This window comes from Streptomyces sp. NPDC052023 (genome assembly GCF_044548465.1).
GTDB lineage: Bacteria > Actinomycetota > Actinomycetes > Streptomycetales > Streptomycetaceae > Streptomyces.
Map to the genome: position 1 here is coordinate 85,573 of NZ_JBIUBW010000019.1, position 21,817 is coordinate 107,389.

General features: G+C 70.9%; 18 protein-coding genes. 11 read left to right on the forward strand and 7 right to left on the reverse strand.

Features of this window, described 5'->3' with window-relative positions:
* The first annotated feature begins 120 nt into the window (after positions 1 to 120).
* The 5 genes from ACIHCM_RS29630 to ACIHCM_RS29650 all read left to right on the forward strand — a co-directional run bounded on the left by ACIHCM_RS29630 (position 121) and on the right by ACIHCM_RS29650 (position 7,389).
* Positions 121 to 1,650 carry a 4-hydroxyphenylacetate 3-hydroxylase N-terminal domain-containing protein gene (locus tag ACIHCM_RS29630; RefSeq protein ID WP_399902336.1) on the forward strand — a complete coding sequence of 510 codons (1,530 nt, stop codon included), beginning with the start codon at positions 121 to 123 and terminating at the stop codon, positions 1,648 to 1,650.
* 148 nt (positions 1,651 to 1,798) lie between these two features.
* Complete coding sequence (locus ACIHCM_RS29635; RefSeq protein WP_399902339.1) at positions 1,799 to 2,659, forward strand: cupin domain-containing protein; 861 nt, start codon at positions 1,799 to 1,801, stop codon at positions 2,657 to 2,659.
* Between the two features lie 24 nt (positions 2,660 to 2,683).
* The gene (locus tag ACIHCM_RS29640; protein WP_399902342.1) at positions 2,684 to 5,740 is read left to right on the forward strand and encodes a BTAD domain-containing putative transcriptional regulator; all 3,057 of its coding nucleotides are present in this window, start codon (positions 2,684 to 2,686) and stop codon (positions 5,738 to 5,740) included.
* Positions 5,741 to 5,843: 103 nt separating this feature from the next.
* Positions 5,844 to 6,383, forward strand: coding sequence for a flavin reductase family protein (locus ACIHCM_RS29645; RefSeq protein ID WP_399902345.1), 540 nt, complete (start codon positions 5,844 to 5,846; stop codon positions 6,381 to 6,383).
* Positions 6,384 to 6,501: 118 nt separating this feature from the next.
* Positions 6,502 to 7,389 (forward strand): NAD(P)-dependent oxidoreductase, encoded by an 888-nt coding sequence (locus ACIHCM_RS29650; protein WP_399902347.1) that lies wholly within the window; start codon positions 6,502 to 6,504, stop codon positions 7,387 to 7,389.
* A gap of 288 nt (positions 7,390 to 7,677) precedes the next feature.
* On the opposite strand, the gene ACIHCM_RS29655 is transcribed toward ACIHCM_RS29650, so the two are convergent.
* Positions 7,678 to 8,091 carry a cupin domain-containing protein gene (locus tag ACIHCM_RS29655; protein WP_399902350.1) on the reverse strand — a complete coding sequence of 138 codons (414 nt, stop codon included), beginning with the start codon at positions 8,089 to 8,091 and terminating at the stop codon, positions 7,678 to 7,680.
* Between the two features lie 234 nt (positions 8,092 to 8,325).
* Between ACIHCM_RS29655 and ACIHCM_RS29660 the strand changes: the two genes are divergently transcribed.
* A complete protein-coding gene (locus tag ACIHCM_RS29660) occupies positions 8,326 to 8,454 on the forward strand; it encodes a hypothetical protein (protein WP_399902353.1) in 129 nt (42 codons plus the stop codon).
* A 344-nt stretch (positions 8,455 to 8,798) separates the two neighbouring features.
* Here the strand turns inward: ACIHCM_RS29660 and ACIHCM_RS29665 are convergent, their stop codons facing one another.
* Together ACIHCM_RS29665 and ACIHCM_RS29670 are read right to left on the reverse strand one after the other, a co-directional pair.
* On the reverse strand, positions 8,799 to 10,376 hold the full coding sequence (locus ACIHCM_RS29665) for a glycerol-3-phosphate dehydrogenase/oxidase (RefSeq protein ID WP_399902356.1): 1,578 nt from the start codon (positions 10,374 to 10,376) through the stop codon (positions 8,799 to 8,801).
* Positions 10,373 to 10,990, reverse strand: a complete 618-nt coding sequence (locus ACIHCM_RS29670; RefSeq protein ID WP_399902359.1) for a TetR/AcrR family transcriptional regulator — start codon at positions 10,988 to 10,990, stop codon at positions 10,373 to 10,375. Before ACIHCM_RS29670 ends, ACIHCM_RS29665 begins: the two co-directional genes overlap by 4 nt.
* A gap of 68 nt (positions 10,991 to 11,058) precedes the next feature.
* Between ACIHCM_RS29670 and ACIHCM_RS29675 the strand changes: the two genes are divergently transcribed.
* A complete protein-coding gene (locus ACIHCM_RS29675; RefSeq protein WP_399902361.1) occupies positions 11,059 to 12,657 on the forward strand; it encodes an FAD-binding oxidoreductase in 1,599 nt (532 codons plus the stop codon).
* Positions 12,658 to 12,748: 91 nt separating this feature from the next.
* Positions 12,749 to 13,630 (forward strand): YegS/Rv2252/BmrU family lipid kinase, encoded by an 882-nt coding sequence (locus ACIHCM_RS29680; protein ID WP_399902364.1) that lies wholly within the window; start codon positions 12,749 to 12,751, stop codon positions 13,628 to 13,630.
* A gap of 174 nt (positions 13,631 to 13,804) precedes the next feature.
* Here ACIHCM_RS29680 and ACIHCM_RS29685 read toward each other — a convergent pair whose 3' ends face one another.
* Positions 13,805 to 14,869: a biotin/lipoate A/B protein ligase family protein gene (locus tag ACIHCM_RS29685; protein WP_399902367.1), complete on the reverse strand. Its 1,065-nt coding sequence runs from the start codon at positions 14,867 to 14,869 to the stop codon at positions 13,805 to 13,807.
* A gap of 160 nt (positions 14,870 to 15,029) precedes the next feature.
* On the reverse strand, positions 15,030 to 15,662 hold the full coding sequence (locus ACIHCM_RS29690; protein ID WP_399902370.1) for a TetR/AcrR family transcriptional regulator: 633 nt from the start codon (positions 15,660 to 15,662) through the stop codon (positions 15,030 to 15,032).
* A 184-nt stretch (positions 15,663 to 15,846) separates the two neighbouring features.
* Between ACIHCM_RS29690 and ACIHCM_RS29695 the strand changes: the two genes are divergently transcribed.
* From ACIHCM_RS29695 to ACIHCM_RS29705, 3 genes are all read left to right on the forward strand, one after another.
* On the forward strand, positions 15,847 to 16,398 hold the full coding sequence (locus ACIHCM_RS29695; protein ID WP_399902373.1) for an ATP-binding protein: 552 nt from the start codon (positions 15,847 to 15,849) through the stop codon (positions 16,396 to 16,398).
* A gap of 432 nt (positions 16,399 to 16,830) precedes the next feature.
* Entirely contained in the window at positions 16,831 to 17,199 is a 369-nt protein-coding gene (locus ACIHCM_RS29700; protein WP_399902514.1) for a hypothetical protein, read from the forward strand.
* Between the two features lie 366 nt (positions 17,200 to 17,565).
* Complete coding sequence (locus ACIHCM_RS29705; RefSeq protein WP_399902376.1) at positions 17,566 to 18,561, forward strand: helix-turn-helix domain-containing protein; 996 nt, start codon at positions 17,566 to 17,568, stop codon at positions 18,559 to 18,561.
* Positions 18,562 to 18,822: 261 nt separating this feature from the next.
* Here ACIHCM_RS29705 and ACIHCM_RS29710 read toward each other — a convergent pair whose 3' ends face one another.
* Both ACIHCM_RS29710 and ACIHCM_RS29715 read right to left on the reverse strand, forming a co-directional pair.
* Positions 18,823 to 19,716: a hypothetical protein gene (locus ACIHCM_RS29710; RefSeq protein WP_399902379.1), complete on the reverse strand. Its 894-nt coding sequence runs from the start codon at positions 19,714 to 19,716 to the stop codon at positions 18,823 to 18,825.
* A complete protein-coding gene (locus ACIHCM_RS29715) occupies positions 19,713 to 21,815 on the reverse strand; it encodes a PEP/pyruvate-binding domain-containing protein (protein ID WP_399902382.1) in 2,103 nt (700 codons plus the stop codon). Before ACIHCM_RS29715 ends, ACIHCM_RS29710 begins: the two co-directional genes overlap by 4 nt.
* Between the last annotated feature and the right edge of the window lie 2 nt (positions 21,816 to 21,817).

A 21,817-nucleotide genomic window follows, 5' to 3' on the forward strand; every position in this document is an offset into this window, starting at 1 on the left:
CACCGAGGACAGGCCACAAACCGATTCGCGGCAGTTCCCGAGGACGCTCTGTCCAGTGGAACTCATATCGCAAGCCGGCACGAAGAGTCCGAGCAGGGTGAAGTGGAGAGGTGACATCTGATGCGAACTGGCGACCAGTACTTGGAGTCTCTCAAGGACGGGCGGGTTGTCTGGGTCGGAGGTGAACGGATCGACGACATCACTACGCACCCGAAGACCAGGGCAGCTGCCAAGACTTTTGCCAAGTTCTACGACCTGCACCACAAGCCGGAGCTGCAGGACACCATGACCTTCGTCGACGACGACGGAGTGCGTCGTTCGATGATGTGGTTCAAGCACGGGGACGCCGAGGGCCTGCGGCGCAAGCGCATCTATCTGGAGACCGTGATCCGGGAGCTCGACGGCGGATCGGTCGGACGGACGCCGTGCGCGAACAACTACGGCCTGGTCACCTACGAAGAGGACCCGAAGCCGTGGAGCGACCAGTCCGTGGGCACCGGCGGGCGTGACCTGACCGTGGGCATCATGAATTTCCTGGAGCTCGTGAAGGAGGGCGATCTCAACTGCGCCTTCGCCTTCATCGACCCGCAGATCGACCGCTCCCGGCAGCACGCGGCCAAGACCGCGCTGCGGGTCGTGGAGACCCGCGACGACGGCATCGTGGTCAACGGTGTCAAAGCCGTGAGCACCGGCACGCCCTTCGCCGACTACATTCACATCGGCGTCTTCTTCCGCCCGGGAATGGAGAGCGAACAGGTCCTCTACGGCGCCTGCCCGGCCAACGCGCCGGGCGTCGCGATGGTCTCCCGCGAGGCGACGGTGCGCGACGACCCGGACAACCACCCGATCTCCTCGGCCGGCGACGAGCTCGAATGCACCGTCATCTTCGACAACGTGTTCATTCCGTGGGACCGCGTCTTCCACATGGGAAACACCGAGCACGCCTCGCTGTACCCGCAGCGCATCTTCGACTGGCTGCACTACGAGGCGCTCGTCCGGACGATGGTCCGGGCCGAGCTCATGGCCGGACTCGCGCTGCTGATGACCGAGCACCTCGGCACCTACCAGCTTCCGCCGGTCCAGGCGCGCCTGGCGCGTCTCATCGAGTTCTACCAGACGATACGCGCCCACGTGATCGCGTCCGAGGCGGAAGGGTTCATCTCGCCGTCGGGGCTCTACAAGCCGAACGTCCTGCTGTTCGACTTCGGCCGTTCGTACTACCTGGAGAGGTACCACGAGATGAGGCACGAGGTGATCGACCTTGCCGGCCGTGCCTCGCTCCTGTTCCCCACCGAGGAGCAGTGGAACAACCCCGAGCTTCACGACTGGCTGGCACCGCTGCAGGCGGGTGCGATCGGCGAGCCCTACGACCGTCTGCGCATCTCGCGCGTCATCCGTGACCTCTTCGTCTCCGACTTCGGCGACCGGGTGAGCACGTTCGAGCAGTTCAACGGGACCCCGATGCTCGCCACTCGGATGCTCACGATGAAGCGCTCGGAGCTGTCACCCTCCGGGCCGCTGACACAGCTCGCTCGCAAGGTCTGTGGCCTTCAGGCACCCGACCTCCCCGAGGTCACGGCCTACACCGAGCAGGCCGAGTATGCCCGACGCCTCGACGGAGCGAAGGCCGAGGGTTCACTGGCTCGCTGAGCCGAGGACGGCACGGGTGGTTCGTGGCTGACGGCGGCCACGAACCACCCGTGCTCACCGCGGCCCGGAAAAGAAGGACCGCTGATCAGCAACGACTGGGCGAGGGCTGCCGGCCCGGGCATCCTCGCGTGAGGACGGAGAGACAGACATGGCTTACTACATCGCTCGTGCTGCGGATCGGAAGTTCATCGACGTCGAGGGTGTGCCGGGTCTCCGGCAGGCTCTCCTGGTCGGGCATGAGCAGGGCGCTGCTCACCTGGAGGTGAGCCTCTACGAGCTGGCTCCCGGGGCCACCACGGGCTGGGCACGCTGCCCGTTCGAGGAGTCGTGGTTCATCACCGGCGGAACCGGCGAGGCCGCCTTCGCCGGTCTTCGCTACGAACTCGGTTCCGGCGACTACGGTGTGGCGCCCGTCGGCGTCGCCCATGCACTGTCCGCCGGTGACGAGGGACTCACGTGGCTCGGAGTCCGCGCACCGAAGCCGCCGACGTTCGACGGCGCCCGCAACAGCATCGCCGCCAAGCCTTCTCCGGGCGAGAATCTCGGTCGACCCTCCGAGACGGACCCCCGGCATCGCTTCGTCGGGCACTTCGAGGACTCGGACATGGCTCCCTACGCGCAGCTGTCGATGCCCGGCTACCACGGTCCCAACGTCAAGAACATCAGCCTCAGGATGATGGTCGACCAGCTCCTGGGTGCGCAGCATCACACCGTGTTCGTGTGCGAGATCGCTCCCCAGTCCGGGCCGGGCCAGGCGGCCAAGGTGCACTACCACCCCTTCGAGGAGATCTACTACTTCACCTCCGGCGGGATGCGCGGGACACTCGACGGCAAGGAGGAGATCGTCGAGACGGGCGACCTGGTGTGGGCCGGCACCAATGGCACACACGGCTTCGTCAACGAGCGTGACGAACCGGCCCGTTGGGTTGAAGTGCAGTCGCCGATACCCCCCACGTCGGACGGGTTCTTCTTCCCTGACGACTGGCGTAAGCTCCCGGAAGAGCACTGAGGCGCACGGAGGGCGCGAGGATCGATGGGTGACTCGGCCCCCGTTCGACCGAGCGTCTCCACGGCGCGAGGTCGACAGCATCGTGCGATCATCAGGCGAAAACTGGCAGTACCCGACCCGGGGAAAGACATTGTCGTTCGCGACAGACTCACTCAACGGTTGAGAGAGTTGCTCGACCGTCACACCGTGGTGAATGTCTTCGCGGCAGCCGGCGCCGGCAAGACCACGGCAGTGGCTCTGGCTGTCCGGGATCACGACAGGCCCGTTTCCTGGCTGTCACTCGACGGCACGGAGCAGGCGGCGGGCCGCCTCCTCGTCTATCTGGAGGCGGCGGTCGCGGGCGCTGTCCCCGGCGCGGCCGATGTGGCGTCCGATGCCCTGAGCAGCAGTCTCCACATCGGTGAGGCTGCCGGGCTGCTGGCCGAGAGCCTCCAGGGGAGCCGGCTCATCATCGTGTGCGACAACGTGGAACGGATCGCTCCCGACGAGACGTGCATCGCCGTGCTGTCGTCGTTCGCCCGCTACCTGCCGGCCGGCGTGAACCTGGTGCTGCTCTCGCGCGTCGACGTCCGCCTCGATCCGGGCTCGACCAGCGAACGCGACCGGGTCGGCCGGCTCATCGAGAGCGATCTCTCCTTCGACGCCCAGGAGGCCGCCGCGGCGCTGCGGACCGTCGGTCACGTCGACGTGGATCCGGCTCAGGCCGTGGCGGCCACCCGGGGCTGGGTCACGGGCGTCCTGTTCGAGGGCTGGCGTCACGTGCGGTCCCGCGAGCTGGATCCCGACTCGCTGCGGTCCTATGTGGCCGCGAACGTCTTCAACTCGCTGTCACCGGTGGAGAGGACGTTCCTCCTTCATACCAGTCTCCTCGAGGAGGTGTCGGTCGAGGGTGCCCGGGCCCTCGGGCAGGAGAATGCGGCGCAGGTCATGGCGGACCTGCGTCCCCGGCATCTCCCGGTGACGTGGTCCTCGGACGGTTCGCGCATGACCCCGCACCCGGTGTTCCGCGACTGCCTGCACACGGCTTTGGAACGGGAGGACGCGAGGACGCTCGCCGCGGTTCGGCGCAGGCACGCCGAAGTCCTGATCGCCGGCGGCGAGCTGGAGGAGGCCGTCGACGAGTTGCTCCGGCTCGGGGATCTGGAGGCGGCGGGGCGGCTGGCGGCCGTGGCCCTCCCCAGCCTCGTTGCGCGAATGGACTTCGCGCCGGCGGCACGATGGCTCGACGCGCTGGGATCGTCGGTCAAGACGCTGACCCCGGAGCTCGGGTCGGTCATCCTGCGCGTCGCGTTCGCACTGGAGCAGTGCGATCGCGGTGTGGAACTCGTCGAACGCCATGGGTACGGCTGGCTTCCGGGGCCGGGGACCGCCGACTTCGAGGAGGCACACGTCCTGGCCTGCTGGTGCCTGTGGCACTCCGGTCGCATCGACGAGGCGCGGTCCCTCGCGGACCGGCTGCCACCGAGCCGGAACCGGCTCATCGCGCACACGTTGATCGCGCTGGCCACCGGTGAGGAGCCACCGTCCTTCCCCGAGTACTCGACAACGCCGTCCGGCCCGCTCGACGGTCTGCTGATGCGGCTCGCCTTCTTGCGCGGTCGCCTCGAAGGGCTCGACGATCCGGGGCTGCTCGATCCGTGGCGGACGATAGTGGGCGGCCCCTGGACCGTCGCCGCACTGCGCGCCACCGGGCGGCTCGATGCCGCGATGGCGATGTTCGAGCCTCGCCGTGGTTCCTCGCAGCCGGTCTGGTTGCATGCCGTCGACGCCGTCGATCTCATGCTTGACCTCGGCCGCGGCGACGAGGCCCGCGCGTCCATGGAACGGGGCAGAGAGCTCATCGCGTCCACCGGATCGCGGGTGTACAAGAACATGAGCCTGCTCGTCGAAGCCAAGATGTGTCTGCGCCTTGAGCACGACACACGACGTGCCGATCAGGTGCTGGCGGAGGCGACCGCCAACGGGGCCTTGGAGTACACCATCACGCGGGAGGCATGGCTGTTGTGGTCGGGGCTGTCGATGCTTCGGCAGAGCAGGGATGCCGAGGCGCACGAGTACCTCGCCGAATGCCTCCGGAGCATGCAGAAGGGAGACCGCCACCTCGATCTTCCGATCGCCGCCGCGTACCTGGCCGAGGCGCAATGGCGTCTCGGCCGTGAGGACGAGTCCGACGCCACGGCCGACCTCGCGCTCGTCTCCGCAGCGACGCACGGAACACAGCACCTGCTGCTGACGGCCCTGGCGGACGTGCCGTCGGTCGCGGCCAGAGCTGCGGACACCAAGTCGAGCCGCACGTCGGCCTGGCATGAGATCCTTGCCGTGCTCTCGGGTCAATATCCCGTGCGTGTGAACGTGAGTACGCCCCGACTCGTGCTCGAGGAGTTCGGCGAGCCGACCCTCGCGGTCGACGGAAGCCTGACCCAGCCGAGGCTCACGAAAAGCGTGGAGCTCCTCAGCTACCTGCTCTGGGCACCGGAGCGCAGGGCCTCGCGCGAGGAACTCCTCGGGGCGCTCTTCGGCGGCCGCAACGATGCCGCCGGCCGCAGCTATCTGCGGCAGGCGCTCTACCGGCTTCGCGAGGTGCTGCCCGACGGCCTGGGCCCCGCGCAGGACGGCGACGTCTTCCAACTGGTGGGCCCCGCCCTGGCCATGGGGTCGGCGCAACAGGCGGTCGACCTGGTCGCGCAGGCCGGGAGGCAGGACGGAGAGACCCGTCTCCAGACACTGTTGCGCGCCCTGAGCAGTGCTGAGAAGGGGCCCTACCTGGCCACGGTGTCGAGTGAGTGGGTCACCGAGCGGCGCGCCGTCCTGGCCGAGACCTTCTTGTCGGCGCGCATCGACGCAGCGAAGCTCGCGTATCGGATGAACCGCTATCGCGAGGCAAAGGGACTGGTCGATCAAGTGCTTCGCGAGGACCCGTACCGCGAGCAGGCCTGGCAGCTGGCCATCCGGCTCGCCCATGCCAGCGGCAGCGACGACGCCGTGCTGGCCCTTTACCAGCGTTACGTGGTGCGGATGCGGGATCTCGGCGTGCCCCCGTCGGACGAGGTACGGCGTCTCGTCGTGCAGCTGCGCCGCTAGATCCGAGTCGATTTCGCCTCGATAAACAGGTGGCCAGTCACACTCAGTCCACCTGATTTCAGCCAACGCTCAAGCCATTTCGTTACAGGCAACGGAGGGCATCATGGGTGCATCGACCGCGCAGGAAATGCGTGCCACCTACCGTCAGGCGATGTCGCGGTTCACGACAGGTGTCACGATCATCACCACCAGGACGCCCGACGGGCCGGCGGGGATGACCGCCAGCGCCGTCGCGTCTCTTTCGCTGGACCCGCTGATGCTGCTGGTCTGCGTGGGCAACACCCTCGCGACGAGGGAAGCGATCTCCGGCTCCGGAGTCTTCGCGGTCAGTGTCCTCGCACAGGGACAGGACCGGACGGCGCTTCGGTTCGCGAGCCGGTGCGAGGACAAGTTCGCCGGTGTCGGACTGCGGAACGAACTCGACCTTCCCGTCATCGAAGGCGCCGTGGCGCACTTCTCGTGCACCGTGGAGCAAGAGCTCGCCGGGGGCGACCACACCATCTTCATCGGTGAGGTGGTCAGTTGTGGCTACTCCGCCGGCTCCGACCCGCTCGTGTACTTCGGCGGGAAGTTCGGCAGCCTCTGCGATCTCGACTCGCATGCCCGGCTCGCCTACGACTGGCAGCTCTCCGCATCACTGTAGAAGGGCGGCCCGGTCAAGGCGCCCGGCCGGCCGGCCCGCCGCGAGGCGCTGCCGGCCGCCCCGCATGACATCACCAACCCTTTGCGCAGGTCGCGCAACGTGTCCCCAGGAGATGAACGTGGACGTATCCGTGCTGGGTCTCGGTCAGATGGGATCCGCCATCGCCGAACGACTCATCGGCGCAGGCCATGAGGTCAGTGTCTGGAACCGGTCGAAGGGCAAGGCGGACGATCTGGTGGCCCTGGGGGCGTTCGAGCTGGAGACGCCCTCCGAGGCGTGGGAGAGGTCAGAGGTCTGCATCACGATGGTCGCGGACTCTCCCGCGTTGGCCCAGCTGGCCCTCACCCCCGGCGAAGGGCTCGTCCACGCCGCGTCCAGCAGGGGACGGACGCTGATCGACATGAGCACTGTCTCGGTCGAGGTCTCCCGTGACGTGGCCGCCGCGGCGGAGGCCGGCGGGGTTCGTTACCTGCGCGCTCCGGTGAGTGGGAATCCGGGTGTGGTGCGTGCGGGGAACCTCACGATCATCGCCTCGGGCGAGAAGGCGGTCTTCGCATCCGTCGAGGGTCTGCTGCGCGACATCGGCCCGCATGTGTTCCATGCCGGCGAGGCGGAGACCGCGCGAGTCATCAAGCTGGCGCTCAACCTCATGGTCGCCGGTACGGCCGAACTGCTCGCGGAGTGCGTCGCCCTGGCGGAGGCACACGACGTACGGCGGGACAAGCTGCTGGAGATCGTCGGCGCCTCGGCGGTCGCGTCGCCCTTGGTGAAGTACAAGATCGGTCCCCTGCTGAAGGACGACTACACGTCGACGTTCAGCGCGCGGCTCATGCACAAGGACCTGGACATGGCCCTCGACGCGGCGGAAGCCGGCAAGGTGCCGCTGCCGGTCACCAGCCTCGTGCTCCATCTGCTGGAGCGCTGTATGTCCACAGGCCTGGGCGAGCTGGACTTCATGGCCCTGCTCGTACGGTTGCAGCGGGAGGCGGGTCAGGACTCCGTCTGACCCAGGTACGGCGGGCGTGTCGGCCCTTCGTTCACCAGGGAGGGGCGTTTCACTGCACCCCGGAGCTCACCGAACCGGCCACACGGCGATGTGCGGCCCGGTCCGGGGCGGCGGTCCGGGGGCCGCCCCGGCGGGAGGAGCACCCGTCCCGCCTGGACGGCTGTGCTGCCCAACGCGCTGTCGGCCGTGCGGATACGGCCTTTCCCTCGGACGCCCGATGCGCGGCGTGTGGGTATGCCCCAGGAGTCCGATCAGCTTGGAAAAGGGCGGCGTCCCGGATACGGGCGGTCAGGAGGGCTGGTCGGCCCGCAGGTGCCCTCGTTCGGCCAGCTCCTCGGCGCCGACCAGGGTCAGGACCGGGCTTCCCGGCGGTGCGAACATCGTCACGACCAGCTGCGACTGCGCATCCGGAAGGTTGTTGGCGCCCTGGTAGTGGATCACATCGCCCCCGGGCTCGAACAGGGCGTCACCGGCCTTGAGTACCCGCGGCTGCTGTCCCTCGAGCTCGAAGAGGATCTCGCCCTGGGTCACGTAGCCGAAGAGCGGACCGGGGTGCCGGTGCGGCGGCGCGCCGGGATCGCCGGGCGGCAGGGTGACCCGGATGGTCCTGGCCTCGGCGCCGGCCGGGATCCGGGCCGCCGCCTCGGGCAGGGTCGTGATCACCTCGACGCCAGGGGGCAGGTGTGCGTGTTCAGCGCTCATGCGTCCTCCAGAACAGGGACTGTCCCAGCGAGGACAAGACGGGCTTGTGCTTTGTGACAGATCGATGCGGCCAACCAATCCGGTGACGCTGCTCCGTTCGCCAAGTCACCCATTGCGTCCCGGACTTCCGGCTTCGACCGCCGGTGCACAAGGGGGCCCGCCTCACGAGCCGCCTTCGAACTGGCGCTGCGCGTACGCCGGTAGGAGGTGCATCTGGGTCGCCGAACCGGGACCATGCTGCACTGGCGCGCGCCCGCGCTGTCCTACGCCGCGCTGGCCGCGGCGCCGTTGTTCGGGCTCGTGTCCGAACTCGTCGTCCCCCGCGACACGACGACCACCGCGCAGGACGAGATACGTTCGTGATCACGGCCCTGCGAGCACGCCGCCTCACGGACACCGCCGTTCCCGCGTCCGAGCCGGCGGGAATCGGCACGGCCTGACCCCGCCAGGGCCGCGGGCCGCGGCGGCAGCGGTCCTGGCCGGGTAGCCAGGTGTGTCTGCCCGCCGCTGTGCACGGGCGACCGTGGGTCAGCCGTGGGCAGTCGTGAGCGCAGCCCCTTCTCCGGGCCGGGGAGGGGGCTGCCCGCGATCCCAGCCTTCTTCCCCTGCCTGCGCAGGCAGGTTTCGGCGGCGCTCGGCGTCACAGAGGCCTGCCCATGACCGCCGCGGGTTCAGGCCCAGTTGGCGGGAGGCACGCACGCACGGCTTCAGTTGCCCAGCGCCAAGGCCTCCCCGACGAGCCCCCGTACGGCCTCCAGGGCTTCGGCCCGGTCTGCGGGAACCAGTCCGATACGCGTACGCCGGTCGAGCAGGTCGGCCTCGTCCAGGGCGCCCTCGTGCCGCAGCCCCCACAGCAGTTCGGCGCCGGTGACGGGGTGGCCCGGCAGGACCGGCTCGCCGAGCCGTCGATCCCCCAGGGCCAGGGCGTGCACCGCCGGCGCCTCGGTGCCGTACCGCTGGACGAGGCGGCGTGGCGCCCGCAGGTCGGCGAGCGTGCGCGGCGCGGCTGCGCCCACCAGCGGGAGTGTGGCGGTCGGGGACGGTCCGGCGGAGAGACCGCGCGCGGCGACCGCGGCGTTCACCGCGTGCTCGGCCATCCGGCGGTAGGTGGTGAGCTTGCCGCCGACGACGCTGACCACGCCGTCCGGTGAGGTCAGTACGGCGTGCCGGCGGGAGATGTCCGCCGTGCGTGAGGCTGTGCCGGGTGTCGCCGAGGTGTCCAGCAGGGGACGCAGCCCGGCGAAGGCGCCGACGACGTCCTCGCGTCCGACGGGGGCGTCCAGCACCGAGCCGAGCACGTCGAGCAGGAAGCCGATGTCGGTCTCGGGTACCTCCGGGACGTCGGGGACGGGGCCGTCCAGAGGTTCGTCGGTGAGGCCGACGTAGACCCGGCCGTCGTCCTGGGGCAGGACGAGGACGAAGCGGTTCGTCTCACCGGGGATCGGGATGTGCAGGCCTGCGGGGATCGGTCCCAGGTGCTCGGAGCGCAGGACGAGGTGGGTGCCTCGCGAGGGGCGGATGCGGATGCCGTCCACCAGGTCGCCGGCCCACACGCCGGAGGCGTTGATCACGGCGCGGGCGCGTATCTCGCCTTCCTCGCCGGTGAGTTCGTCGCGGATCCGGGCGCCGGACGCGGTCAGTTCCAGGGCCCGGACGCGGGTCAGGACGCGGGCGCCGCGCGCGGCGGCGGTGCGGGCCAGCGCGGTCACGAGGCGGGCGTCGTCGGTGAGCTTGCCGTCCCAGGACAGCAGCCCGCCGCGCAGCCCCTCGGTGCGCAGGGCCGGGGCCATGTGCCGGGTCTCGACCGCGGTCAGCCGGCGCGGGGCGGGCAGCGTGGCGCGGGCCGTGCGGGCGGCCAGGCGCAGGCCGTCGCCCGCCCGGAGCCCGGCCCAGGCCAGACCGGCCTGGCCGCGGGTGACGAGCGTGGTCAAGGGCAGCACGAACGGCTGGGCGCGTACCAGATGGGGCGCCGTACGCGCCATCAGCACGCCGCGTTCGACCGCGCTCTCGTGGGCCACGTCGAGTTGGCCGGACGCCAGGTAGCGCAGCCCGCCGTGGATGAGCTTGGAGCTCCAGCGCGAGGTGCCGAATGCCAGGTCGTGGGCGTCGACGGCGACGACGTCCAGGCCGCGGGCGGCGGCGTCGAGGGCCGCTCCGGCACCGGTCGCGCCGAGGCCGACGACGAGGACGTCGACCACACGGCCGTCGGTGGCCTCGGCCAGATCGCGGACGCGCCGCGCGGCGGACAGGGAGGTACCGGCGGCGGGGCTGCTGGTCGGGCTCATGGGGTGAGGGTCCTCTCCAGAACGGTGCGCAGTTCGGCCAGGAACGCCGCGGTGGTCAGATCGGCGTCGTCCTCGTCGGTCATGGTGCGCAGTGACAGGGCGAAGGACTGCAGGATCAGCAGGACGGTCCGCGCCTGGCGTTCGGCGGGGGCCTGGCGCACCGAACCGTCGGCGTGCCCCTTGCGCAGCGCGTCGGCGAGCAGTTCGAGGAGTGCCTCCTGGCTCGCGCCGCGCCGGTCCAGCATGTAGGGCAGGAGGAGTTCGGGATCGACGTCGACGATCTTCTGGAAGAGCGGATGGGCCCGGAACGCCTTCACCCCCGCCACCAGGCCGTCGACCAGCGGTGCGCGCGTGCCCGCCTCCGGCCGGCTCTCCGGCATGGCGCCCATCGCCACGGCGATCCACTCCCGGGTCATCAGATCGCCGACGAGCGAGCGCACGTCGGGCCAGCGGCGGTAGAGCGTCATCCGGGAGACGCCCGCGCGGCGGGCCACGTCGGTCATGGTCGTGCGGCGGACGCCGACCCCGAGGACACAGTCCCGCACGGCGTCGAGCACCGCGTCGCTGTCGGACGAGTTCTGCGGAGCCGATCTGTTGTGACGAATAGGCGTCATGTGTAACAGTGTAACGCCCGGACCCGCTCCGGCGGCAAACCCTCGAACCCGTGTGAGGACGACAACGCATGGACATGCTGTGGAACGGCTGGGGCGACCCGGCCAGGGCTACGCCGCTGCCCGAGACCGTGACCGGGCTGCTGCGCGACTGGCTCGGCGTGAGACCGCGGCCCGTCGCCCCGGCGTCGCTGGAGGACGTCGAGATCGCCACGCCCGCCCTGGCCGACGCGGCACGGCAGGCACTGCTGGCCGCGGTCGGCGACCGGACGGACCGGGTCCGCACGGACCCGGAGACCCGCCTGCGGCACACCCGCGGCAAGTCCACCCCGGATCTGCTGCGCATCCGCGCCGGCGACACCGCCGACGCGCCGGCCGCCGTCGTCCTCGCGCAGAGCCACGACGAGGTGCTCGCCGTGCTCCGCGCCTGCGCGAAGCACGGCCTGTCCCTCGTCCCCTTCGGCGGCGGCACCTCGGTGGTCGGCGGACTGGCCCCCGGCCGCCGGACACCCTTCGTCGCCCTGGACCTGCGGCACATGAACCGGCTGCTCGACCTCGACCCGGTCTCGCGCACCGCCATGCTCGAACCGGGCCTGCGCGCCCCCGAGGCCGAGGCACTGCTGGCCGAACACGGCTTCACCCTCGGCCACTTCCCCCAGTCCTACGAGTGGGCGACCATCGGCGGCTTCGCCGCGACCCGCTCCAGTGGACAGGCCTCCGCGGGCTACGGCCGCTTCGACGAGATGGTGCTGGGCCTGACCCTCGCCACGCCCGAGGGCACCCTGGACACCGGCCGGGTACCTCGCTCGGCGGCCGGCCCCGATCTGCGTCAGCTGCTGCTGGGCTCGGAAGGCGCCTTCGGTGTCATCACCGCCGTGACCGTCCGCATCCGGCCCGTCCCGCAGACCCGCCGCTACGAGGGCTGGCGCTTCGCCTCCTTCGACGCCGGTTCCGCCGCCCTGCGCCGGCTGGCCCAGGACGGGCCGCGCCCCACGGTGCTGCGCCTGTCCGACGAGACCGAGACGCTGATCGGCCTCGCCCAGCCGGACGCCATCGGCTCGGCCGTCGAACAGCAGAACGCCGGATGCCTGGCCGTGGTCGGATTCGAGGGCACCGAGGACGACACCGCACAGCGCCGGGAGGCCGCCGCAGCCGTCCTCGCCGAGTGTGGCGGTACTTTCGCGGGCCCGGAACCCGGCGAGCGCTGGGCGCACGGCCGCTATTCGGCGCCGTACCTGCGCGACTCGCTCCTCGAAGCGGGCGCCTTCGCCGAGACGCTCGAGACCGCCGCCTACTGGTCACGGCTGCCGGGTCTGTACGCCGCCGTCCGCGACGCGCTGACCCGCACCCTCACCGAGGCCGGCACTCCTCCGCTGGTCATGTGCCACATCTCGCACGTCTACGAGAACGGCGCCTCGCTGTACTTCACCGTCGTCTCCGCGCAGGGCGAGGACCCGGTGGCGCACTGGACGCGGGCCAAGCACGCCGCGAACGACGCGATCCTCGACGCGGGCGGCACCATCACGCACCACCACGGAGTGGGCACCGACCACCGCGAGTGGTATGTACGGGAGGCCGGCGACCTGGGCGTCGCGGCGCTGCGGGCCGTCAAGCGGCGGCTCGACCCGCACGGCCTGCTCAACCCGGGCGTCCTGCTGCCCGCGGACTGACCCGGCCGCGCCCCTACGCCCCTGCCCGCACCCCCATCGGGCACCGCCCCGACACCAGCCCGGTACTACCGTCAGCCCCGGAGGCACATCGATGCGACAGTTCACCGCCGTCGTCAACCCCACCGCCGGCGGAGCCACCGGCGCTGCGGCGCTGCTGAGGGTGGCCCGGGTGCTGCGGGAGGCCGGCGCCGGGCTGGAGACCGAGTACAGCCGCAGCCTCGCCCACGCCTGCGAACTCGCCCGGCGGGCCGGAGAGCAGGGCCGGGTGGTGCTGGCCGTCGGCGGCGACGGCATCACCGGAGGCGTCGGGGGTGCGCTGAGCGGTACCGGCGCCGTGTTCGGCGTGATCCCGGCCGGCCGGGGCAACGATTTCGCCCGGGCCCTGGGCCTGCCGGGCGACCCCGACGCCCTGGCCAGGATCCTGCTCGACGGCGTGCCGCAGGCCGTCGACACCATCGAGGTCAGCTCGGCCGTCCACGACCGCACCGTCGTGCTCGGCAGCGTCTACGCCGGGGTCGACGCGCTCGCCAACCGCCACGCCAATCGCTCCCGGCTGCTGCGGGGCACCGCCTCCTACTACGCCGGGGCCCTGCGCGCCATCAGCACGTGGCGCCCGGCCGCCTACCGGGTCACCGTCGACGGCGAGGAACACGCGTACACCGGCTACACCGCGGTGGCCGCCAACTCCGGCTACTACGGCTCCGCCCGCCACATCGCCCCCGGTGCCCGGCTGGACGACGGTCTGCTGGACGTCGTGATGATCCGCGACGCGCCCCGTCGGCTGTTCTTCGCCCTGATGAAGGAACTCGACACCGGCGCCCACGTCCACAGGCCCCAGGTGCACGTCCTGCGAGGCAGGGAGATACGCATCGAAGCCGACCGGGCCGTCCCCTACGGCGCGGACGGCGAGGTCGAGGCGGTTCTTCCCGTCACGGCCAGGGTCCTGCCCGGAGCGCTGCGCGTGCTCCACTGAGCGGCAGCTCGGACCGCTGTGGTCCGGGCAGACGGACGGCCGGGTCGGGGGCTGCGGTTCAGGCAGCCGGGGCGACAGCGCACCTGGATGCGGCCTTCGGGGGCGGCACAGCGGCGAGGCTCCGGCTTCCGGGCGTTTGCCGGGCCTCGGCCGGCGCCGCGTCACCTGCCCTCGTCAGGGCACACGGGCGGTCCACTCCGGCGAGGTGAACTTCGTCCGCGCCAGCTGCCGCGCGCGGGTCAGTTCCTCGTCGGTCACTTCGCCGTCGCTGAGTCCGTAGCGGACGCGGAACGAGTCGATCATCCGCTCGATCACGGCCTCCCGCGTCAGACCGGTCTGCCGGCGCAGGGGGTCCACCCGCTTCTTCGCGCTGCCGGTGCCCTTGTCGGACAGCTTCTCCCGCCCGATGCGCAGCACGTCGAGCATCTTGTCCGCGTCGATGTCGTAGGCCATGGTCACGTGGTGCAGTACGGCACCGGATCCGCCGTCGGGACCCACGACGCGCTTCTGCGCGGCGCCGGCGATCTTGCCCTGGTCGGTGGCGATGTCGTTCAGCGGCTGGTACCAGGCCTTGATCCCCATGTCGCCGAGGGCACCGAGCACCCAGTCGTCGAGGTAGGCGTAGCTGTCCTGGAAGGACAGGCCCTGGACCAGCGCCTCCGGCACCGACAGCGAGTAGGTGATCGTGTTGCCGGGCTCGACGAACATGGCCCCGCCGCCGGAGATGCGGCGCACGACCTCGATGCCGTGCCGGTCCGCGCCCTCGGGATCGACCTCGTTGCGCAGGGACTGGAAACTGCCGATGACGACCGCCGGGGCTCCCCACTCCCACACTCTGAGTGTCGGCGGCCGGTGTCCGGCGGCGACCTCGGCCGTGAGGACCTCGTCCAGCGCCATGTGCAGCGCCGGAGGCAGCGGGCCCTCGTGGATCAGTTGCCAGTCGTAGTCGGTCCAGTCGGTGGCGTGCGCGAGGGCGCGCCGCACCGCGGTGCCGATGCCCTCCGAGGTCAGCCCGTACATGACGGTGCTCTCGGGGAGGGCCGCGTCGATCCGCGCCGCCAGTCCGGCCGCCTCCAAGTCGGCCGGGGCGCCCTCCAAGGCGTGATTGACGGCGTCGAGCGCCTCGTCCGGTTCGAGGAAGAAGTCGCCCGCCACCCGTACGTGCCGCAGCACGCCGTGTTCCACGTCGACGTCCACCACGACGAGCTTGCCGCCGGGAACCTTGTACTCACCGTGCACGGCTCAGCCTTCCTCTTGCGCTGCCGGAGAAACCGCGCCGCGAGAGCGGATGTTCCCCCGTGCACGTGACGGCCGCCCGGCACCGCGTCACCTGCGCCGGCCGATTACGGTGCCGCATCTTGCTGGTCATGCCAGGGCCGAGTGCTGCGCCAGGCCCTCGTCACCGCACGGCCGGCGGCCGCGGGACGGGTTCCGCCGTCGCGGGGTGCCATCCGGGTTCCAGGCTGTCGAGGAGTGCCGCGAAGGCCGCGTCGGCCCGATCCCAGTGGTCGTCGACCAGCGGAGCGACCAGGAGACCGAACACCGCATCGGTCAGGAGCGTGGCCTGGGTCGCAGCCCGGCCCTGGTCCATGCCGAAGTCGCGGAACACCGCAGCGAGCAGATCGGTCCACGCGGTGAGGCTGTCACTGAGGATCGGACCGTACCGGTCGGGATGGAGCACGCCGGCGCTCATGATCTCCAGGTAGAGAGGCAGTGAGGCCCGTACGTCGGGGTCGCTGAAGTGCCTCCACGTGTCCTCCATCAGCCGTCGAAGGCCGGCGGCGTCCGTGGGGGGCCCGACGTTCTCCAGGATTTCGCGGGCACGCAACAGCGGGCGGCGCTCATAGACGGCGAGCGCCTCGGTGATCATGCGTTCCTTGCTGCCGAAGTAGTACAGGAGCATGCGGTCGCTGGTGCCGAGAGCCTGGGCCAGCCGGCGCACGGAGAAGTCCGAGAGCCCGTGCTGCAGCACGTACTCGCGGACGCGGTCGAGAAGGTGGCGTCGCTTGGCCGGGTCGGGTGGGCGTGGCATGGAGCTCCTGGGTGCGGGAGGGCAGCGAAGCGCAAAATGCCCGTTATGAGAGCTTGGCCAGGTCTTTACTGTAGCACCCGTTACATGTATCTTTGGATGTAGCGGTCGCTACATGAATGCGCCCGACACGGTCGCCGGCATCCTCATGTGCGACTCCCCCGACACACAGTAGGGACTGATTCCCATGGCCCTCCGGGCCATCGGCCGCCCCGGCTCCTCCCGCCAGGCACACCGGCCCTCTCACGTCGGCCCGCTCTCATGGGCCGCCAGGCAGCGAGCCCTGTGGTCGCGCTTGTGCGCACCCGTGCGACCGCTCGACGCGCCACGCTGCCGCGCCACCGACTGGGAGGCCTCCTGGCCACTGGGACGGGAACTCACCTCGGTGCGCGATGCCCGGCACCTGTCGATCGCCCAGTTGAAAGCGTGGGCCCTGGACGATGTCGCGGACACCGCAGAGCTCCTGGTCAGCGAACTGGTGACCAACGCGCTGCGCCACACCCGCGGCCCGCTCAGGCTCAACCTGCGGCTGCGTGATTCCCGGCTGCTGTGCGAGGTGGAGGACACCGAGTCCACCGGCCCCGTACGTCGCGTGGTCGACGCGGACGCGGAAGGCGGCCGTGGCATCGAACTGCTCGAACTGCTCGCGGACGCCTGGGGAAGCGTCCGGATGCCCACCGGCAAGACGGTCTGGTTCGAGGTGCGTGTCAAGGAGTGCGACGGAGCGCGGACAGCCTAGGCGTTCCCGCTTCAGACCCTGCGGCGGACAGAGACCGGGCGGGGCATGTACTCTCCGCCGGGGACGGGCCCTTCTGGATCCGCGGCAGCAACAGCGCCTCGGGGCATGCGACTTGGCGTGAGCGTGCCGACCTGACGTGAACCGCTGACATCCGATCAGATTGCGTTCCCACTCAGTCCTACAATGCACTCCTGCACCCGCACGGCGCCCACACCGTCAAAGCGCCGTGCTCCGGGTGAGCTGGATACGGGGGGCTCGGTGGGAGAACAAGCGGCGCCGGCGGGCATGTTGCGGTTCCTCGTGCTGCGCGCATGGGTGCATCGCGCACTCCTCGCAGCCGCGCTGCTGACTGTTCTGCTGACCACCGCCGTGCTGGCCGCGCTCACGCCGCGGGCCGGGAACTACGAGCGGGGCTGTGGCGTCCGACCTGTTGTGGAAGAAGAGATCAAGGGCCTCGCCGGCTTCGTCGTGGCCGGCTCCGGAGCCGCGGCGGCGCTGCTGGCCTGGGCGCCACTGGCGCGGGTCAACGTGGAGGGCGGATTCGAGGGGATCCACCGGGACCTCAGTGTGCTCTACGTCGATCTGCCGCTCGTCGCCGCGGGGGGCGCCCTGGTACCGCTCACCGTCTGGTTGTTCACCCTGCGCCGCCTCCATCGCCCATGGCTCGCCGTCGTGGCGGCCGTCGCCGGTGCCGCCTTGGGGATCTGGGGCCTGACCAACTGGTGGGCCCCTTATCAGGCGCCTGAGTTCGGCTACGAGCGGGCGATGCACGAGTCCGTGAGTGCTCCAGCCGTCGTCTGAGGGTGCGCGTGCGCTGAGCAGCGCTCGCCGGAAGGGACGGTCGGCCGGAACGACAGCTCTCACTGGATCAGTTGCCTCCAGCAGGCGCAAGGTCACGGGGACCGTGCTGCTCGCTCGGCTTCGGCAAGCAGCACGCGGAATTGTCGTCCTCGGGACACAGCGGGTGGCCGGTCACCTCGCTCCAGAACCACGCCAGTTGGTATGCGGGGCTGTCCGACGACCCGATCGCGCGAGGCGACCGCGGCACCCCGACCACGACCGGCGAACAGGACGCGGCGGTGTCCGACGCCGGAGTTTTCTGGCAGGTTCGCGTCAGGCAGAGTGCAGGCGGTCGCACAACAGGCCGCACAGAGGGGGACGTTGTCAATGCTGGAGAACGTGTTCGACAGTCAGTGCTTGCCGGTGCCGGACCGGGTGGAGGCGTGGCGGGACATCACGGCGAGCGCGCTGGTGCCCAATGAGTTCCGCATCGACCGCGTGGCTGAGTTCCAGGCCTCGTTGAAAGCCGCGGACCTGGGTGGGGCACAGGTGACGGCCCTGACCTACGCGTCCATGACGTCACGGAGGACGACGCGGCTGATCCGCCAGTCCGATCCCGAGATGTACGCGGTGGGGCTCATCCTTCGCGGGCAGCAGGTCATCGCCCAGGACCGGTGTGAAGCACCCCTCGGAGCGGGGGATCTCGTGGTGTACTCCACGTCCCGCCCGTACACCGCGGTCGTGCAGTCCGGGCGGGACACGGCGGCCTCCGTAGTGGTGCAGATCCCCCGCGCGGTCGTCCCGGTGTCGTCGAACCGCGTGGACCGCATCCTGGCTACCCGGATGTCAGGAAGCGAAGGCGTCGGCGGTCTGCTCGCCGGCTTCCTCACCCACGCGGCGACCGACACCGTGCCCTGCCGGGCCGCCGACCGCCACCGGCTCGGCAGCGTCCTCGTCGGCCTGATCACCGCATGGCTGGCCCACCTCGTCGACGCCCTGGACCAGACGCCCGTCGAGACGCGCCAGCACCTGCAGTTCCTGAAGATCCAGGACTTCATCGGCCGGCATCTGGGAGACACGGACCTCTCACCCGCCACCGTCGCCGCCGCTCACCACATCTCGCTGCGGACCCTGCACCGCCTGTTCCACCAGCACGCCCACGGCACCACGGTCGCCGCCTACATCCGCCGGCAGCGCCTCGCCCGCGCACAACGCGACCTGGCCGACCCCCGCCTTTCCACGCGACCTGTCCACGCGATCGCCGCCCGCTGGGGCTTTCCCCGCCCCGCCGACTTCACCCGGGCCTTCCGCACCCACTACGGCTCCACGCCCAGCGAGTACCGCCACGGCATCTTGCGCGCGGACGGTGACGCCCACCGCTGAGCGTGTGGCACGCGCTGCCCTCCATGCATGGCGCATGTCCGTGACCCGCCGTCCGCGTCCGGCGGGTGGTGCCACAGCACAGGAGGGCGACCTGCACCGCGTGGCGCTCTTCAGTCCCGTGACCTTCACAGCGACGGAACGATCAGCGAGTCGTGAGCCAAGCGGGGGCGGGCCAGTCGAACGGCCTTGCCCCCGGCCCGATCGCTCGCCCCCCTGCCCGGCGCGAACTGCCGACCGCGATCAGAGAGGTGCGGGGCCGAATCAGTCCAGGACCACCGCGCTCGTGCGATAGGTGTTCGCGTCCTCGATGCAGCCTCGCAGCCGCATCACGTCGTGCGGCGGCAAGGCGGGGCTGACGACGCCGGCGAAAAGGCGGTCGTCCATCCGCTGGAGCCCGGCCTTGTCGTTGCGGGCGGCGGTGGAACGGCGGCAGGTCTCCCAGAGGTCGTCGGCGGCGAGCTGAACCAGTTCGAAGTCCTGCTCTGCGCGGGTCACGACTTCGAAGAGCACGGTCGTGCTCGACGCGTCGGGCGCCTTCTGGGGGCGGGTCTGAGTCGCGTCCGCGAGTGCGGACCACAGGACCAGAGTGAGGGGCACACTGGCTGCGGCCACTGTCACGGTCAGGGCTCTGCGTCCCGGACGTACGGAGGCAATGGGCGGGCGCTCCTCCAGCGGTACGGATTCGTCGACCGGCGGAGCCGTCAGCGCCGTCAGGCGGGTGGCCAGGCGGCGTTCCGCGCCCGGCCCGGCGCCGGCGCCGGCGATCTTCTGGATGAGCATCGCGACCGCGGACAGCGCCGCGCCCGCGACCATCAGCACGGGCACGAACACGAAGGTGCGTTGCGTGCCGGCCGGCGCACCCGCATCGGCGGAGTCGAGCCAGGCGAAACGGTTTCGAGCGGGTGTCCTGGTCTGCTCCAGCCGGTTGCGCACGTCCTCGGCACGGGCCTCGGCGTCGTCCAGCCGGCCCTCCAGCCTGGAGAACCGGTTGAGCAGCAGGACCGTGGCGAGGAGGACCTCGACGATGACGAGCAGGACCCCGGAGATGACGGCCCGCTGCCATTCCCACCTGGTCAGGTAGAGGACCGTGTAGTAGCCGGCATACGCGGCGGACAGTCCGCCGACGGTGTAGCCGGCGAGTCGGATGGTTCTCACGCGGCCGGCTCCTGTGGTGTCGTCAGGGCAGGGGCAGCGGCCCCGGAGAGGTCACGCACGAGGACTGCGCCCGTCCCACCGTCGACGGCCAAGGGGGTGCCGTTGGGGAAGCGTTCGGTCGCTGCCGGTACGCCGACCGCCGTGGGAATGCGGTACTCGCGGGCGAGGACAGCCAAGTGGGACAGGGGACTGCCGGTCGCCGCCACGAGTCCGGCGAGACCCGGGAGCAGCGGTGCCAGCGCGGGATCCAGGAAGCGGACCACCAGCACCGGATGGTCGGGGCGCTCACCATGGCCGTCCCAGGCCGTGCCGGTGCCGAAGCCGCCGCCCGACCCCTGTCCCGGCGTACGGGGACCGGCCTTGGTCTCGGCCACGGGCATGCCGGCCGCCAGACGAAACTCCTCCGGCAGCTCTCCGGCGTCCGTTCGTGGCACCCGCTCGGCGAAGCCGGCGGGCAGCCCTTCGCCCCGCGCCACCTGCAAAAGCTCCTCCCAACGCAACAACACCATGCGGGACAGGCCCAGTTCGCCGTCACGCGCTCCGAACCGGCCTGCCAGTTCCCTCACCATCCGGGCCTGCATCTCCTGCACCCAACGGATGCGCAGGCGCAATCCCTCACGTGAGGTCAGCGCTCCGACACCGCGCGGCAATGCCGTCCGCCCGATCGACGCCGGCAGGGGTGGGCGGCCGGCCAGCGTGGGCGGCAGCAGAGCCAGCAGAACAGGGTGCCGTTCGAGCAGTTCCCTCTCCGCCAGTCCCCGGGCGCGGCCCTCCGCCAACTCCGCGAGGGCCTCTCCCGCCGATGTCGTTCCGTGTCCTGCGTCCAGCAGCACACCGGCCAGGGACTCCTGGGCGTGCAGCGCCGACAGCACGCTGCGACCCCAGCCGACCGCGTCCAGCAACTCCCCGCTGAGCATCTTCCGAGGTGGCGGGAAGCCGGCCAGAGCTCGATCCACATCCGCCATCAGGTCGACCGCCAGCAGCGGCAGTACTCTACGCAGCCTGCCCACCCGCCACGCCGCCAGGGCCCGGCGCGCCCCCGGTGCGGGATTGAGACGCTCGAGGAAGGGATGCGGGGAGGGCGCCACCCCCAGCAGGCGCAGATCGGCCGCGGCTCGACCCCGCACGGTCGTCACCACCGGAACCTTGCGCAGCCGGCGCCGGGATGCCGCGCCGGCGATGTCAAGGGCCACGGTCAGCCCATGGGACATGGGCGTGACCCAAAGGTCCTCCTCCAGGGGCTGCAGAACCGAGGGGAACGTTTCGGCGACCGGGCCGGGGCCCAGCAGGCGGGCGCCGCGCGGTGGGCGCGTTGCCATGGCCGTGATGGGCCGGGACTGAAAGAGCCACAGCCGCTCCTCGGCGTCGAAGCCGAACTCCATGTCCTGCGGGCTGCCGAAGGCCCGTTCGGCCCTCCTGGCCAGCGCCACCAGGCGTGCGGTCCGCCGGTGCGGCAGCAGCCGGTCACCGCGAGGTTCGGCCGGTTCGGCTCGCACGAGACGGCCCCGCCGGGTCAACTGGTAGCGCACCCCCTGCGTACTGCCGTCCACCAGCCGGTGGGGGCCGCCGCTCACCGCGCTGACCAGGATGCGGTCGGTACGCCCCTCTACCGGGTCGGCGCCGAACATCACGCCTCCCACGGCGGACGTGAGCATGGGCTGGACCAGCACGGCCATCCCGTCGCCCGGCACGGCGTCCGGGGACGGCCGCAGGGGCCGCACCCGCCGGGCGGATTCGAGAACGGCCCGCACCGCCGCTACGAACTCCTCCCACCCGCGCACGTCCAGCACCGACTCGAAGCGCCCCGCCATCGACGAGTCCTCGGTGTCCTCGTGCACGGAGGACGAGCGCACGACGACCGCCCGCGCGGAACCGTCCTGGCCGGCCAGCGCCCGCCAGGCGCGACGCATCGCTTCCTGTCCGGCGGGTGCCGCACCGGACGCCCGCTCCACGGGCACCAGGACGAAGCCGGGCAGCACGGGCAGCCCCGCGACGGCGGCGCGGGCCAGGTGCGCGGCCTTGGCGCCGGTCAGACGCGGATCCCCGGCCTCGGGGGCGTCCAGCGGTACGACCGCCAGTTCGAGAGTGTCGATCGACATGG